Here is a 15,136-nt window from a genome sequence, read left to right as displayed (position 1 = left end):
TCAGTTGAAGTAGCTCAGAAGCGTGCTGATAACGGTGCGCTGATTAACCGGTGCCAGGTTGTAGAACAGCGGCAGACGAAGCAAACGCTCACTTTCTTGTGTGGTGTAACGATCTTCGCCGTGGAATTCGCCGAATTTTTCACCGGCTGGTGAAGCATGCAGCGGGATATAGTGGAACACCGCGAGGATTTCCGCTTCTTTCAGGAAGGCAATCAGCGCACTGCGGTCGGCTTCATCGCGCAGCTTGATATAAAACATATGCGCATTATGGCTGCACTCCGCAGGGATAGAGGGCAGCTCAATGCGACCCGCGCGCGCCAGCGGTTTTAACGCGTCGTAATAGGTTTGCCACAGCGCCAGGCGCTGCTGGTTGATGCGTTCTGCCGCTTCCAGTTGCGCCCATAAATAGGCCGCCTGGAGATCCGCCATCAGATAGCTGGAACCGATATCCCGCCAGGTGTATTTATCCACCTGCCCACGGAAGAACTGGCTGCGGTTGGTGCCTTTCTCACGAATGATTTCCGCCCGCTCTACCAGCGCGCGATCATTAATCAGCGTCGCGCCGCCTTCGCCACCGGCGGTGTAGTTTTTGGTTTCATGGAAACTAAAGCAACCAATATGGCCGATGGTGCCCAGCGCCCGCCCTTTATAGGTCGACATCACGCCCTGTGCGGCATCTTCCACCACATACAAATTATGGTGTTTGGCAATCGCCATGATGGTATCCATTTCGCAGGCGACACCCGCGTAATGCACCGGCACAATGGCGCGAGTATTTTCGGTGATGGCGGCTTCGATCAGCGTTTCATCAATGTTCATGGTATCCGGGCGGATATCAACAAAGACGATTTTCGCACCGCGCAGGACAAACGCATTGGCGGTCGAAACGAAGGTGTAGCTCGGCATGATCACTTCATCGCCGGGCTGGATATCCAGCAGTAGCGCGGCCATTTCCAGCGATGCCGTGCAGGAAGGCGTCAGCAAGACTTTCGCGCTGCGAAAACGCTGCTCCATCCACTGCTGACAACGGCGGGTAAAACCGCCATCGCCGCACAACTTACCGCTGCCCATCGCCGACTGCATGTAGTCGAGTTCCGTTCCCACCACCGGTGGAGCGTTAAAGGGGATCATAGAGTCACCTGTATAGCCACAAGGCGGTGCTTTCAATATTCGCCCCGCTCTGAATATAGCGTTTAAGTGCGGCAGTGTTCCCAAGCTGAGTCGCTACCCGCACACGTTTTAGCTCGCGCTGGCGCGCCCAATGACACGCCGCCTGCATTAATTTTTCGCCCGTACCGCGTCCGGCCAGCAGACCAATACGGGCTTCCTGTTCGTTGAGCTGGCGCAGCGAGACAAAGCCAGCGATAGCGCCATGCACATTACGGAAGACCAAACATTGATGGTCGAACTCGCCTTTTACCGCGTTTTCAATCCATTGCGCATAAAAACGCCCGCTCGCCTCTGCTGGATACCAGGGTGCGCGGAACCGGCTCTGCACAAAGATTTCAGCGGCCATCTGGCGTAGCACAGGGATATCCGCAAGCGTCGCCTCTTCAGCCGCCGGATCGACGCCCTGTTCCTCTACCGCCAGCGAAAGGTCGATCTCGCCTTCAACCAGTTGAAAACCGAGCTGCTGCAACGCATCCAGCATCCCGGGCTGCGATGCCGGCAGTTTCACCTGCACACGCTCCCAATTAGCAAAATCCGCGCGGGTCAGCGCAGGAGCAGAGGGTTGCAGGCGAACAATCGCGCTACGCAAGCTAAAAAAGCGACTTTCCCAGGTCAGCTCTTCTACCGTACCGTGAATATTCATGCTGTTTCCTTTATGCACGCTCGCTTAGCGCCAGACACCTTTGGTATCAACAACGAACTGCTGACTAATGCTGGCGCTCTCCACCGCTTTAAACTCGTTATGATCAACCAGCATCACCAGCACATCGGCCTGCGCCAGCGCATCATGGGTATTTACCAGCGTGGCGTGTCCGGCGAATTTAGCTGGCAGTTGATGAATATTCGGTTCCACCACCAGCGTTTCACCGCTGTGCCACTGTGCGATATCGAGGGCAATTTCCATTGCCGGGCTTTCACGCAAATCATCGATATTGGGCTTAAAGGCCAGCCCGAAACAGGCGATTTTGATTTCACTGGCGCGTTTGCCGCTGGCCGTCAGACAATCGGCAACCATCGCCTTAACCTGATTCAACACCCAGTGCGGCTTAAAGTCGTTAACTTCACGCGCGGTGCGGATAAGCCGCGACTGCTGCGGGTTCTGCGCGACAATAAACCACGGATCAACAGCGATACAGTGCCCGCCGACGCCAGGCCCCGGCTGGAGAATATTGACACGCGGATGGCGGTTCGCCAGGCGAATCAACTCCCAAACATTGATCCCCTGATCGGCGCAAATCAGCGACAGTTCGTTGGCAAACGCAATGTTGACATCACGGAAACTGTTTTCGGTAAGTTTGCACATTTCAGCGGTACGCGAGTTGGTCACCACGCATTCGCCTTCGAGGAAAATTTTGTACAGCTCGCTGGCTCGCGCCGAACAAACCGGCGTCATCCCGCCAATCACGCGGTCATTTTTAATCAGCTCAACCATCACTTGCCCCGGCAGCACGCGCTCCGGGCAGTAGGCGATATTAATGTCGGCGTTTTCACCCGCCTGCTGCGGGAAAGTGAGATCCGGGCGCGCTTCAGCAAGCCACTGCGCCATCTGTTCTGTTGCCCCTACCGGTGAGGTCGACTCAAGGATCACTAACGCGCCTTTGCCGAGCACTGGCGCGATGGATTTAGCCGCCGCCTCAACATAGGCCATATCCGGCTCGTGCTCGCCTTTAAACGGCGTTGGCACGGCGATCAAGTAAGCATCTGCGACGACCGGTGTGGTGCTCGCGCGAAGATAACCGCCGTTTACCGCCGATTTCACTACATTTCCCAGTTCCGGCTCGACGATATGGATTTCGCCACGGTTAATGGTTTCCACCGCATGGGCATTGATATCGACACCAACAACCTGCTTCTGCCGTGACGCAAACGCCGCTGCGGTAGGCAGACCAATATAGCCCAGGCCAATAACGGAAATGGTTTTAAAGCTCATAGTGTTACCCGATTATTTTTAAGTGCGTGCAAAATGCGGCCACAGGCCAGCCCGTCACCATAAGGGTTGTGCGCGCGGCTCATCGCCTGCCAGGCATCGTTGTCATGAAGCAGGCGCGAGACCTCTTCCACAATGCGCTGGCGATCCGTGCCAACCAGTTTAACCGTGCCCGCATCGACGGCTTCCGGGCGTTCGGTGGTATCACGCATCACCAGCACCGGCTTGCCGAGCGAAGGCGCTTCTTCCTGTATGCCACCCGAATCCGTCAGGATCAGCCAGGCATGATTCATCAACCACAAAAACGGCAGGTAATCCTGGGGTTCTATCAGGGTAACGTTCTCGACGTGACCAAGAATTCGGTTTACTGGCTCGCTGACATTGGGATTCAGATGGACCGGATAGACAATTTGCACATCATCGTGTTGCGCGGCGATATCCGCCAGCGCATGGCAAATCTGTTCAAAACCAAGCCCAAAACTCTCACGGCGATGCCCGGTGACAAGAATGAGTTTTTTATCTCTGTCGAGGAACGGATAACGCGCCGCCAGCTCCTCGTAGCGCGAAGGATTGTTCATCACGCTGTCGCGAACCCAGAAAAGGGCATCAATAACGGTATTGCCAGTGACAAAAATACGGTTATCCGCAACATTCTCACGGCGTAAATTGAGGCGGGAGTTTTCCGTCGGCGCAAAGTGATACATCGCCAGGTGGCCCGTCAGCGTGCGGTTTGCCTCTTCTGGCCATGGCGAAGAGAGATCGCCAGTACGCAGGCCCGCTTCAACATGCCCGACAGGAATACGCTGATAAAACGCGGCAAGGCTCGCCGCAATCGTCGTTGTCGTGTCGCCATGCACCAGCACCACATCCGGACGGAAAGATTCAAGGATGGGTTTTAAGCCCTCAAGGATGCCGCAGGTAATTTCCGTAAGCCCTTGTCCTGGCCGCATAATGTTTAGATCGTAATCCGGAACAATAGAGAAGAGCGTTAATACCTGATCAAGCATCTCCCGATGCTGCGCAGTGACGCAAACTCTTGCTTCAAAGTCTGGATCCTTTGCCAGCGCATGTACCAGCGGAGCCATTTTGATGGCTTCTGGCCTCGTGCCAAATACGGTAAGTACTTTCACAACGATTCTCTTCGATTAGAGGATGAAGGCACGAAGCCTTCATCTCAGACGGCGTTTAATTCGAACGGCGGCGTGTTAATGCAATTCCGGAGCCGATTAACGCACCAACAATTCCCCACATGATCATCAGGAAAGCACGACGCGGGCTGTCGCGTTTTACCGGTTCTTCCGGCGTACGCAAATAACGATATGTCTGAAAACGGGGATCAAGGGTCGGACCGACGTTAAGCGTATTCAGCATTGCCCGATTTTGATCATAGTCCAGATCAAACTGCGGCCCCACTGCCTGCAGGTTTTCCAGCCGCGCTTGCAGCATTGGGCGACCCAGCATAAACAGTTCTGAATCTGGCAATTCATCTGGCGGAACTTCTGTCTCAGTGCGGGAAATGTTGTGCTGTTGAGCGATTTGAAGTGCTTGCTCAACGCTGTGCAGACGGCGGTTAAAAATTGCCTTTGCTACTTCTTCCTGGCGTTTAACCTGTGCTTTCATCTGGATAGTACGCGCGGCCCAGGCACCTTTCAGCTCATCGTTAAGATGGCTGGCAGCACGCTGGCTGGCAAAAGCGACATACTGGCGTAGCAGGTTGTTGGCATCGGGCGCAGTTTCAGCAATCAACTTAACGTTGTCATTAAGGTTGCGAACAACGTCTCCTGGCGTGTACTGGATGTTATTGATGAGCTCATCGAGCGTCGCCGCATCCGCTTTGCTGTTACCGACCAGACGCTGTTTGTAATAATCCGTTTGCGACCAGAAATCGCGGCGCGTATCCCAGGAGGCGAGTTGCATGATGAACTCTTTGTACGCCTCATCCATGACCGATACCTGATCGGTAGGTGTCTGGTTAGCTTTGTCGTCCAGGTTACGCAGGAACTGTTGCTGGGAATAATAGCCCCCCAGCATATTAACAGTGGGACGGTCGGTAACTGCGGTCGCACTCCACTCCTGGGTAGCAAAGAAGGTCCAGACTAAGGCGAGCAAAGCAAACAGCAGTGCTATTCCCGCGATCCATAATTTTCCTACCCACAAAGTACGGAATAAACCTCGGATATCCAGTTCGTTTTCCGTTCCCATTGAAGGTGTTCCTGACGCTGGTTGAATCATCGCTTTCCCGGTTTTACTTGGTTAGTGTTGATTTTTGACCCCTGCTACGGCGTATTCTGCGTTTTACACGTTTAATAAAACGCGCCACTTTCCACGCACGCTTAATGCAGTAGCCATATAAAAAGAACGCAAGCAAGAACAATGCCAACATCACCCATTCTGGGGTGAGACGGAGATATTCTGCGGCAACGCCAATACTGGCCAGCAAAGCGGCTGCAAGGGTAATAAGCACAAAGGCCTGACGAGAAGTAAACCCTGCGCGCATGATCAGATGATGAATATGCTGACGATCCGGCGAAAAAGGACTCATCCCTTTGCGTAAACGGCGATACATGATTGCCACCATATCCATTAAAGGAATGGCGATGATCCATAAAGCCGTAACCGGGCTGATCGGGTGTGTTTGGCCCTGCGTCGTTTCGAGCAAAATCCAAATGACGGTAAAACCGATAAGCGTACTTCCGGCGTCGCCCATAAAGACTTTGTAGCGACGTCCCAGGATACCCAGGTTCAATAAGATGTAAGGTAGTATCGCGGCAATCATGGCGAAACACCACAGCGCAAGGCTGGATTGCCCGTCAAACCATAAGATGAAGCCGATTGCAGCAAACGAAACGCAGGAAAGCCCACCGAGAAGGCCATCAATGCCATCAACCATATTAAATGCGTTGATTGCTGCCCATACAGCAAACAATGTCAGTAAGTAGCCGAAAGGCCCGAGCACCATCTCCCATGAGCCAAAAATATAGCCGAGGCTGCTGAGATAAAGCTTGCCGACGACCATCATGACAATGGCAATCAGCGCCTGAATAGAGGCTCGGATTTTCACACTGATATCAAAGCGATCGTCCAGCGCACCTATAAATACCAGAACCCCTGCGCAAAAGAGATAGAGCGCTGCATGGGGAATATAGTAATCGGTAACGCTAAAGGTAAAACAAATCCCCGCATAAACTGAGATGCCCCCAACCAGCGGAATCAACCCTTGATGCCGTTTACGAAAGTTGGGTTTGTCCACCAGACCGATGCGTTTTGCCACTTTGCGGGCAAAAAACAAAAAAACGGTGGTGAACAAAAAAATACTGAATAATTCCGTCAAAGCAGTGAGTAAATTCACAATGCATGCTCTCAGCTAATGTTTATCCTGACAGTATAACGACGATGCCACGCCCCATAAAAGGAGAATGCAGGTCATTCACAGGCGTTATTGTTTACTTTTCAAACAAATAAATCATTCAAAATGATGAATAGTCTATTTGTTGTCGCCAGCGTTGGACAATGCCTGTCCCAGTGCATATAGCGTATAGCTCGCAAATAAAAAACGCCACGTAAAAACGTGGCGCTTCCGAGGTTTATTTATATTAAGAGCGCTTCATCATGTCGAAGAATTCATCATTGGTCTTCGTCATTGCCAGCTTGTTAATGAGGAACTCCATCGCGTCGATCTCACCCATCGGGTGAATGATTTTGCGCAGGATCCACATTTTCTGCAGCTCTTCCTGAGTGGTGAGCAGCTCTTCTTTACGCGTACCAGAACGGTTGTAATCAATCGCCGGGAAGACGCGTTTTTCAGCGATTTTACGCGAGAGGTGCAGTTCCATGTTACCGGTGCCTTTAAACTCTTCGTAAATCACTTCATCCATTTTTGAACCGGTATCAATCAGCGCGGTCGCGATAATGGTCAGGCTGCCGCCCTCTTCCACGTTACGCGCGGCACCGAAGAAGCGTTTCGGGCGGTGCAGGGCGTTCGCGTCGACACCACCGGTCAGTACCTTGCCAGAGGCCGGAACAACGGTATTGTAAGCGCGTGCCAGGCGAGTGATGGAGTCCAGCAGAATGATAACGTCTTTCTTGTGTTCGACCAGGCGTTTAGCCTTCTCGATAACCATTTCTGCAACCTGCACGTGACGGGAAGCCGGTTCGTCAAAGGTAGAAGCAACCACTTCGCCTTTAACCAGACGTTGCATCTCGGTCACTTCTTCCGGACGCTCGTCAATCAGCAGCACCATCAGTACGCAGTCAGGATGGTTGTAAGCAATGCTCTGCGCGATGTTCTGCAGCAGCATGGTTTTACCGGCTTTTGGCGGTGCGACAATCAGACCACGCTGACCACGACCGATCGGCGACGCCAGATCCAGTACGCGTGCGGTTAAGTCTTCCGTCGAGCCATTACCACGCTCCATACGCAGACGAGAATTCGCGTGCAGCGGCGTTAAGTTTTCGAACAGAATCTTATTGCGCGCATTTTCCGGCTTATCGAAGTTCACCTCGTTAACTTTCAGCAATGCAAAGTAACGTTCGCCTTCTTTCGGCGGGCGAATCTTACCTGAAATGGTGTCACCAGTGCGGAGGTTGAAACGGCGGATTTGGCTGGGGGATACGTAGATGTCGTCGGGGCCGGCGAGGTAGGAGCTGTCTGCGGAACGGAGGAAACCAAATCCATCCTGCAGAATCTCCAGCACGCCATCGCCAAAGATATCTTCGCCACTCTTCGCGTGCTGCTTCAGGATGGCGAAAATGATGTCCTGTTTGCGCATACGGGCCAGGTTTTCCAGCCCCATATTTTCGCCGAGAGTGATCAGCTCAGAAACCGGCGTATTCTTTAATTCGGTAAGATTCATAATGGTGTGGGTTCTTAAACTCGGGGTAGATCTCGAACTTAATGTTGTGAATGGTATGGCAGGGTCATCCATGCCTGTTAACGGCCATCAACTTATGTCTGATCGGTGCCTGGTCACAGGAAAGTACGCAGAACTGAAACGATAAGACGGAATAAGTGATAAGCCCGGAATCTGTCGACTTCTCTCGCGATGGTGTTGCTCTGCGGGAAGTATCGGGGTAATGCAAGATTCAAACAACTAAAGGTATGTTCAAAACGAAGTCAAAACTAAATTAGCACGGCTGAAGCCGGGCGTCCAGCGATCCAAAAAAATTAGGACTGCTGGCACGCCGGCAGAGTCTGGGGTTACGCCAGGTTGGCGTCCAGGAACTCTTTCAGTTGGCCTTTAGACAAGGCACCAACTTTGGTTGCTGCCACTTCGCCGTTTTTAAACAGCAGCAGGGTTGGGATACCACGGATGCCGTATTTCGGCGCGGTGCCTGGATTCTGGTCGATGTTCAGTTTCGCAATGGTCAGCTTGCCTTCGTACTCATCAGCGACTTCATCCAGAATCGGGGCGATCATTTTACACGGTCCACACCACTCTGCCCAGAAATCAACGAGCACAAGCCCGTCCGCTTTGAGTACATCCGTGTCAAAACTATCGTCAGTCAGGTGAATAATTTTATCGCTCATATATAACTCCACAGGAATAAGCCTGGCATGTTGGTGTAGCATAAAACAGCAACGTGTTGATGCCACAATAACCAACTAAAGGTTGACTTTATTTCACCGGATACGCTTTCGTAAAGCAATAGTAAGCTGATATTCTACCACACTATGAGCAAAACACATTTAACAGAACAGAAGTTTACCGACTTCGCCCTGCACCCAAAGGTGATCGAAGCCCTTGAAAAAAAAGGGTTTCATAATTGCACGCCTATTCAGGCTCTGGCTCTTCCGCTGACGCTGGCGGGCCGTGATGTTGCAGGTCAGGCGCAAACCGGTACCGGCAAAACGATGGCGTTTTTAACGTCAACGTTTCATTATCTTCTCTCTCACCCGGCAATCGAAGACCGTAAAGTGAACCAGCCGCGCGCAATTATTATGGCGCCGACACGTGAACTCGCGGTGCAAATTCACGCCGATGCAGAACCGCTGGCGCAGGCGACTGGCCTGAAGCTGGGTCTGGCTTACGGCGGTGACGGCTACGACAAACAGCTGAAAGTGCTGGAAAGCGGCGTCGATATTTTAATCGGCACCACGGGCCGAATGATCGATTACACCAAACAGAACCATATTAACCTGGGCGCGATCCAGGTCGTGGTGCTGGACGAAGCAGATCGTATGTACGATCTGGGCTTTATCAAAGATATCCGCTGGTTGTTCCGCCGCATGCCACCCGTGACTTCACGTTTGAACATGCTCTTCTCCGCCACGCTGTCCTACCGGGTGCGCGAGCTGGCATTTGAGCAGATGAATAACGCTGAATACGTCGAAGTGGAGCCGGAACAAAAAACGGGCCATCGTATAAAAGAAGAGCTTTTCTATCCGTCCAACGACGAGAAAATGCGTCTGCTGCAAACACTGATTGAAGAAGAGTGGCCGGATCGCGCCATTATCTTCGCTAACACCAAACACCGCTGTGAAGATATCTGGGGCAGCCTGGCTGCAGATGGTCATCGTGTTGGTTTGCTGACCGGCGATGTTGCGCAGAAAAAACGCCTGCGTATTCTTGATGAGTTCACGCGTGGCGATCTCGACATTCTGGTGGCGACTGACGTTGCAGCTCGTGGTCTGCATATTCCTGCGGTCACGCACGTCTTTAACTACGATCTGCCGGATGATTGCGAAGATTACGTTCACCGTATCGGTCGTACCGGTCGCGCTGGCGCCAGCGGTCATTCAATCAGCCTCGCTTGTGAAGAGTACGCATTGAACCTGCCGGCGATTGAGACCTATATCGGGCACTCGATTCCGGTCAGCAAATACGATCCGGATGCCCTGCTCACCGAGCTGCCGCCGCCAAAACGCCTGACGCGCTCACGCTCTGGCAACGGCCCACGCCGCAGCGGTGGCGCTCCACGTAATCGTCGTCGTTCAGGTTAAAAATATGCTCGGTTCCGCCTCGCTCTATGCCGCTATTGATCTTGGATCTAACAGTTTTCATATGCTGGTTGTGCGCGAGGTGGCGGGAAGCATTCAGACGCTTTCTCGCATCAAACGTAAAGTTCGCCTGGCTGCAGGATTAAGCCCCGATAATCGCCTTTCTCAGGAAGCGATGGAGCGAGGCTGGCAGTGCCTGCGGCTGTTTTCCGAACGTCTACAGGATATTCCCCAGGAGCAAATCCGCGTCGTAGCAACGGCCACGTTGCGCCTGGCGGTTAACGCGCAGGAATTTATCGACAAAGCGCAAGAAATCCTCGGCTGCCCGGTGCAAGTCATTAGCGGTGAGGAAGAAGCGCGACTGATTTATCAGGGCGTTGCGCACACGACAGGTGGCGCGGATCAGCGTCTGGTGGTTGATATTGGCGGCGCCAGCACGGAGCTGGTTACCGGCACCGGTGCACAAACGACCTCCCTTTTCAGCCTGTCGATGGGCTGTGTCACCTGGCTTGAGCGCTTTTTTACCGACCGAAATCTCGGGCAGGAAAACTTCGCCGCCGCCGAACAGGCTGCGCGTGAGGTGCTGCGCCCGGTTGCCGATGAGCTTCGCCGCCACGGCTGGAAAGTTTGTGTCGGGGCATCGGGTACGGTTCAGGCGCTGCAAGAAATTATGATGGCGCAGGGCATGGATGAGCGCATCACCCTTGCTAAATTGCAGCAGCTTAAACAGCGCGCCATACAGTGCGGACGGCTTGAAGAGCTGGAAATCGAAGGCCTGACGCTCGAACGCGCGTTGGTGTTCCCGAGCGGTCTGGCAATCCTTATCGCTATCTTCACCGAAATGAATATTGAAAGCATGACGCTGGCCGGTGGCGCATTACGCGAAGGTCTGGTCTACGGCATGTTGCACCTGGCGGTTGATGAAGACATTCGTAGCCGCACGCTGCGTAATATTCAACGCCGTTTTATTATCGATACCGATCAATCCCGCCGCGTGACAACGCTGGCCGGGCGTTTTGCGCAGAGCGTTGCTAAAGTGTGGGAATTAGATGCGTACAGCATCGAAATCCTGAAAGTTGCCTGCGAACTGCATGAAATTGGTTTGAGCATTGAGTTTAAGCAAGCACCGCTGCACGCGGCATGGCTGGTGCGTAATCTCGATTTGCCTGGGTTTACCCCCGCGCAAAAGAAACTGCTCGCGACACTGCTGCTTAATCAGACGAACGCGGTCGATCTCTCATCGTTGCATCAGCAAAACGCCGTACCACCGCGCGTAGCCGAGCATCTTTGTCGCCTGCTTCGTCTTGCCATTATTTTCGCCAGCCGTCGTCGTGACGATCTGCTGCCAGAAATCGCGGTCACCGCGCAGGGAGAGAAGCTGGTGCTGACGCTACCGCAAGGGTGGCTGGCGAGTCACCCACTCGGCGCAGAATTGATTGATCAGGAAAGCCAGTGGCAGAGTTATGTGCACTGGTCGCTGGAAATCCAGTAATTCTCATACGGAATATAGCCCGCTTGCTGCGGGCTTTTTTATTGCTTGCTGAAAACTAACGTTCAGCAGCGCTGCCGGATCCAACCTTACAGAGCGGGCAGACACCTCTTTTTACGTTTCCAGCCCGTACTTCAGGAGCCGTAATCCATGCCGCCTTCGCTGACGGTGGATTTTTATTTGTCCTTCGCTTTCGCCAGCATCGCGCGAATATTCGCCACGTTGGCCTGACCTTTATGCATGCGCTCTTCGGCGCTGACCACTTTGCGTTCCTGTTCCCAAATCAGATCGTCCTGCGGTAATTCCAGCAGGAAGCGGCTCGGCTCGGGGCGGACTAACTCACCGTACTGGCGGCGTTCTTTGCAGAGGGTGAAAATCAGCTCTTTCTGCGCACGGGTGATGCCCACATAAGCCAGCCGCCGCTCTTCATCGACGTTATCTTCATCGATACTGCTCTGGTGCGGCAATAACCCCTCTTCCATACCAACGAGAAAAACATACGGGAATTCAAGGCCCTTAGAAGCGTGCAGCGTCATCAACTGCACCTGATCGGATTCGTCGTCACTCTCGCCACGCTCCATCATGTCGCGCAGGGTAAAGCGCGTGACGACTTCCGCCAGCGTCATCGGCTCGTCCAGTTCGCTGCCTTCCAGCATCTCCGTCATCCAGCCGAACAGCGTGTTGACGTTTTTCATGCGCATCTCCGCCGCTTTCGGGCTGGCGGATGTTTCGAACAACCAGGATTCGTAATCGATGCCATGTATTAAATCGCGCACCGCCGCGATGGGTTCGCGTTCCGACAAGCGCTGAACCTCACCCAGCCAGTGAGTAAACCGCGTCAGCGCGTCGTAACCGCGCCCGGTCAGCGTCTGATTCAGGCCAACGTCAAAGCTAGCGGCAAACAGGCTCTTATTGCGCAACATCGCCCATTCGCCCAACTTCTGCAGCGTTGCTGAGCCAATTTCACGCTTTGGCGTATTCACGATGCGCAGAAATGCACTGTCATCATCCGTATTGGTCAGCACCCGCAAATAGGCCAGCAGATCTTTGATTTCCGGGCGAGAAAAGAACGAGGTGCCGCCTGAAATCTTGTACGGGATGCGGTTCTGCATCAGGAATTTTTCGAATACGCGCGACTGGTGGTTGCCGCGATAGAGGATCGCATAATCCTTATATTCGGTTTTATTCACGAAATGGTGAGCAATCAGCTCACCGGTCACGCGCTCGGCTTCATGTTCTTCGTGGTTGGCGCTGAGCACTTTCAGCTCCGCACCGTAACCCAGCTCGGAAAAAAGTCGCTTTTCGAACACGTGTGGGTTGTTGGCGATGAGGATATTCGCCGCTTTCAGGATGCGCCCGGAAGAGCGGTAGTTTTGCTCCAGCTTAATCACCTGCAATGCCGGGAAATCCTGGCTCAACAGCACCAGGTTTTGCGGCCGCGCCCCGCGCCACGAATAAATCGACTGGTCATCGTCACCCACGACGGTGAAGCGCGCGCGCTGGCCCACTAACAGCTTTACCAGCTCATACTGACTGGTGTTGGTGTCCTGATATTCATCCACCAGCAGATAACGGATCTTGTTCTGCCAGCGTTCGCGCACCTCTTCGTTGCGCTGCAATAACAGCGTCGGCAGCAGGATCAGGTCGTCAAAATCGAGTACGTTACACGCCTTCATATGGGCGTCGTACAGACCGTAGCAATGAGCAAAAATACGGTCGCGCTCGCCGTTTGCTCGCGCAGCGGCCTGCGGCGGCGTCAGCAGATCATTTTTCCAGTTTGAGATCGTGGAGATCAGTTGTTGCAACACCACTTTGTCATCGTCGATCAGCCCTTCGGTCAGATCTTTCAGCAACGCGACCTGATCGGTGTCGTCAAACAGAGAAAAGTTAGATTTCATCCCCAACGCGGCGAACTCACGTTTGATGATATTCAGCCCCAGCGTGTGGAACGTAGAGATCATCAATCCACGCGCCTCTTTGCGCCCCAGCGTCTGCGCAACACGTTCTTTCATCTCGCGCGCCGCTTTGTTGGTGAAGGTTACCGCCGCGATATGTTTCGCCTGATAGCCACAGCCACGGATCAAATGGGCGATTTTATTGGTGATCACGCGTGTTTTACCGGATCCCGCTCCCGCCAGCACCAGGCATGGTCCGGTGACAAATTCGACGGCTTGTTGTTGTCCGGGGTTTAAACGCATAAAAAATCACTCAATGAAAAGTCTGGAGGGGAAATATATACACAAAATCATTCAGGCCGTGAATCTTCAGCCGCTTACTAATGTAAGTGGTGGGATAACGAATCTGCCGGGATTCAGATTTTAACGCAGCTTACTGCGGTACCACGGCCCTCGCATAAGTTGAGCCGCAGGAGCAACTCAAAGCCGGGGCAGAATGAAGATCGAAGTGTATAAACGCGTGGTAGTATAGCCAGCCTCAACAACCTCACTCAAGGCACGATCATGGCAAAAACCGCAGCAGCACTGCATATCCTTGTTAAAGAAGAGAAACTGGCACTGGATCTTCTGGAACAGATCAAAAACGGCGGCGATTTCGAAAAGCTGGCGAAGAAACACTCTATCTGCCCGTCAGGCAAAAAAGGCGGACATTTGGGCGAATTCCGTCAGGGCCAGATGGTTCCCGCGTTCGATAAAGTGGTGTTCTCCTGCCCGGTGCTGGAGCCAACCGGCCCGCTGCACACCCAGTTCGGTTACCACATCATCAAAGTGCTGTACCGCAACTAATGATTGAGCCTCTCATCACAGAGAGGCTGTTTTTTTATTTGTGCGGTTGCAGTTTCTGCTGCGCGTCATGCTTCATCACATGCATGCTGATTGCCGCCTGGAACACTTTAAACATCAGGCCATTAATCAGGGTCGCCAGCGTAATGGTAATAAACGCCGTCATCACCCAGTCAATCAATGCAAAGCCGCTGTGCAACAGCGCAGGACGGTACACCAGCATGCCGCCAAACACCGCCCAGTGGCTCAGACAATAGAAACACTGAAATAAGTGCCCTATCATTGCGTTCTTTTTCACCGTCCATTCACGAAAAGCCGCAAACAGCTCCGTTTGCGTCACCGTAATTGAAATGCTGCTGGCAGCCAGCGCAATCATCAGGCAGGTGGTTAAATCTGCAATCATCAGTGGTGCCCCTTTTCGTTGAAGTAACTGATAAATTCCGCACCGACATCCTGTAGCGTCAGGTTTTTAAATCGTTCAAGGATCAGCGATTGTGCGTCGGCAAGCGTTGACGACATCACCCGGTTCACCCCTTGTTCAACCAGGCACTCAGGGTTCTCATTACGATTACCCAATGCGAACAACGCAGGCGATCCCAGTGCAATATAGATGTCGTAAAGAGTGACATGGTTGGCGGAGCGACAAAGCCGCCAGCCGCCGTGGTGCCCTTTGGTCGCGCAGACAATCTGTTTTTCCCGTAACCCGGCGAGCAGTTTGCGAATAAACGCCGGGTTACCGTCGATGTATTCAGCCATCTGTTCCGATGTCATCGGTTTATCGGCCTGTTCCATATGGAGCAGGATGTGCAGCGTCGCGGAGAATGAGTTATTTATTTTCATGTAACTTACGATATTACATAAAGACGAATTCAACA

Annotated in this window: 14 protein-coding genes; 3 read left to right on the top strand and 11 right to left on the bottom strand. The window is 53.1% G+C overall.

Annotated elements, in window-relative coordinates:
* The 8 genes from rffA to trxA all read right to left on the bottom strand — a co-directional run bounded on the left by rffA (position 1) and on the right by trxA (position 8,624).
* A complete protein-coding gene (gene rffA, locus M8Q36_RS06770) occupies positions 1–1,131 on the bottom strand; it encodes a dTDP-4-amino-4,6-dideoxygalactose transaminase (RefSeq protein WP_086868443.1) in 1,131 nt (376 codons plus the stop codon).
* Positions 1,132–1,135: 4 nt separating this feature from the next.
* Positions 1,136–1,813 (bottom strand): dTDP-4-amino-4,6-dideoxy-D-galactose acyltransferase, encoded by a 678-nt coding sequence (rffC, locus tag M8Q36_RS06765; RefSeq protein WP_249880403.1) that lies wholly within the window; start codon positions 1,811–1,813, stop codon positions 1,136–1,138.
* Between the two features lie 24 nt (positions 1,814–1,837).
* On the bottom strand, positions 1,838–3,100 hold the full coding sequence (gene wecC, locus M8Q36_RS06760; protein WP_249880402.1) for a UDP-N-acetyl-D-mannosamine dehydrogenase: 1,263 nt from the start codon (positions 3,098–3,100) through the stop codon (positions 1,838–1,840).
* Positions 3,097–4,227, bottom strand: a complete 1,131-nt coding sequence (gene wecB, locus M8Q36_RS06755; RefSeq protein WP_249880401.1) for a non-hydrolyzing UDP-N-acetylglucosamine 2-epimerase — start codon at positions 4,225–4,227, stop codon at positions 3,097–3,099. Before wecB ends, wecC begins: the two co-directional genes overlap by 4 nt.
* A 55-nt stretch (positions 4,228–4,282) precedes the next feature.
* The gene (gene wzzE, locus M8Q36_RS06750; protein WP_249880400.1) at positions 4,283–5,329 is read right to left on the bottom strand and encodes an ECA polysaccharide chain length modulation protein; all 1,047 of its coding nucleotides are present in this window, start codon (positions 5,327–5,329) and stop codon (positions 4,283–4,285) included.
* Between the two features lie 13 nt (positions 5,330–5,342).
* The gene (gene wecA, locus M8Q36_RS06745; RefSeq protein ID WP_249880399.1) at positions 5,343–6,446 is read right to left on the bottom strand and encodes a UDP-N-acetylglucosamine--undecaprenyl-phosphate N-acetylglucosaminephosphotransferase; all 1,104 of its coding nucleotides are present in this window, start codon (positions 6,444–6,446) and stop codon (positions 5,343–5,345) included.
* Positions 6,447–6,690: 244 nt separating this feature from the next.
* Entirely contained in the window at positions 6,691–7,950 is a 1,260-nt protein-coding gene (rho, locus tag M8Q36_RS06740; protein WP_004386383.1) for a transcription termination factor Rho, read from the bottom strand.
* 344 nt (positions 7,951–8,294) lie between these two features.
* Positions 8,295–8,624 (bottom strand): thioredoxin TrxA, encoded by a 330-nt coding sequence (trxA, locus tag M8Q36_RS06735; RefSeq protein ID WP_017459713.1) that lies wholly within the window; start codon positions 8,622–8,624, stop codon positions 8,295–8,297.
* Between the two features lie 144 nt (positions 8,625–8,768).
* Between trxA and rhlB the strand changes: the two genes are divergently transcribed.
* The gene (rhlB, locus tag M8Q36_RS06730; protein WP_249880398.1) at positions 8,769–10,037 is read left to right on the top strand and encodes an ATP-dependent RNA helicase RhlB; all 1,269 of its coding nucleotides are present in this window, start codon (positions 8,769–8,771) and stop codon (positions 10,035–10,037) included.
* A 4-nt stretch (positions 10,038–10,041) separates the two neighbouring features.
* Positions 10,042–11,526 (top strand): guanosine-5'-triphosphate,3'-diphosphate diphosphatase, encoded by a 1,485-nt coding sequence (gene gppA / locus M8Q36_RS06725; RefSeq protein ID WP_200553529.1) that lies wholly within the window; start codon positions 10,042–10,044, stop codon positions 11,524–11,526.
* A gap of 173 nt (positions 11,527–11,699) precedes the next feature.
* Here the strand turns inward: gppA and rep are convergent, their stop codons facing one another.
* Complete coding sequence (gene rep, locus M8Q36_RS06720; RefSeq protein WP_017459710.1) at positions 11,700–13,721, bottom strand: DNA helicase Rep; 2,022 nt, start codon at positions 13,719–13,721, stop codon at positions 11,700–11,702.
* Between the two features lie 261 nt (positions 13,722–13,982).
* Between rep and ppiC the strand changes: the two genes are divergently transcribed.
* Positions 13,983–14,264, top strand: a complete 282-nt coding sequence (gene ppiC, locus M8Q36_RS06715; protein WP_001140255.1) for a peptidylprolyl isomerase PpiC — start codon at positions 13,983–13,985, stop codon at positions 14,262–14,264.
* Between the two features lie 34 nt (positions 14,265–14,298).
* On the opposite strand, the gene M8Q36_RS06710 is transcribed toward ppiC, so the two are convergent.
* Together M8Q36_RS06710 and M8Q36_RS06705 are read right to left on the bottom strand one after the other, a co-directional pair.
* On the bottom strand, positions 14,299–14,664 hold the full coding sequence (locus M8Q36_RS06710) for a DUF1360 domain-containing protein (protein WP_097407616.1): 366 nt from the start codon (positions 14,662–14,664) through the stop codon (positions 14,299–14,301).
* Entirely contained in the window at positions 14,664–15,101 is a 438-nt protein-coding gene (locus tag M8Q36_RS06705) for an RrF2 family transcriptional regulator (protein ID WP_249880397.1), read from the bottom strand. Before M8Q36_RS06705 ends, M8Q36_RS06710 begins: the two co-directional genes overlap by 1 nt.
* Positions 15,102–15,136 lie beyond the last annotated feature (35 nt).

Source organism: Kosakonia sp. R1.Fl, from assembly GCF_023516815.1.
Classification (GTDB): domain Bacteria; phylum Pseudomonadota; class Gammaproteobacteria; order Enterobacterales; family Enterobacteriaceae; genus Kosakonia.
Note: the sequence above shows the minus strand (reverse complement) of the source record. Positions and strands in the feature narration are given on the sequence as shown.

What these genes read in the sequence shown, in the direction of transcription:
- ppiC (WP_001140255.1), top strand. Translation starts at nt 13,983, where the DNA reads ATGGCAAAAACCGCAGCAGCACTGCATATCCTTGTTAAAGAAGAGAAA.
- rep (WP_017459710.1), bottom strand. Translation starts at nt 13,721, where the DNA reads ATGCGTTTAAACCCCGGACAACAACAAGCCGTCGAATTTGTCACCGGA.
- rffA (WP_086868443.1), bottom strand. Translation starts at nt 1,131, where the DNA reads ATGATCCCCTTTAACGCTCCACCGGTGGTGGGAACGGAACTCGACTAC.
- wzzE (WP_249880400.1), bottom strand. Translation starts at nt 5,329, where the DNA reads ATGATTCAACCAGCGTCAGGAACACCTTCAATGGGAACGGAAAACGAA.
- gppA (WP_200553529.1), top strand. Translation starts at nt 10,042, where the DNA reads ATGCTCGGTTCCGCCTCGCTCTATGCCGCTATTGATCTTGGATCTAAC.
- wecC (WP_249880402.1), bottom strand. Translation starts at nt 3,100, where the DNA reads ATGAGCTTTAAAACCATTTCCGTTATTGGCCTGGGCTATATTGGTCTG.
- M8Q36_RS06705 (WP_249880397.1), bottom strand. Translation starts at nt 15,101, where the DNA reads ATGAAAATAAATAACTCATTCTCCGCGACGCTGCACATCCTGCTCCAT.
- trxA (WP_017459713.1), bottom strand. Translation starts at nt 8,624, where the DNA reads ATGAGCGATAAAATTATTCACCTGACTGACGATAGTTTTGACACGGAT.
- rho (WP_004386383.1), bottom strand. Translation starts at nt 7,950, where the DNA reads ATGAATCTTACCGAATTAAAGAATACGCCGGTTTCTGAGCTGATCACT.
- M8Q36_RS06710 (WP_097407616.1), bottom strand. Translation starts at nt 14,664, where the DNA reads ATGATTGCAGATTTAACCACCTGCCTGATGATTGCGCTGGCTGCCAGC.
- rffC (WP_249880403.1), bottom strand. Translation starts at nt 1,813, where the DNA reads ATGAATATTCACGGTACGGTAGAAGAGCTGACCTGGGAAAGTCGCTTT.
- rhlB (WP_249880398.1), top strand. Translation starts at nt 8,769, where the DNA reads ATGAGCAAAACACATTTAACAGAACAGAAGTTTACCGACTTCGCCCTG.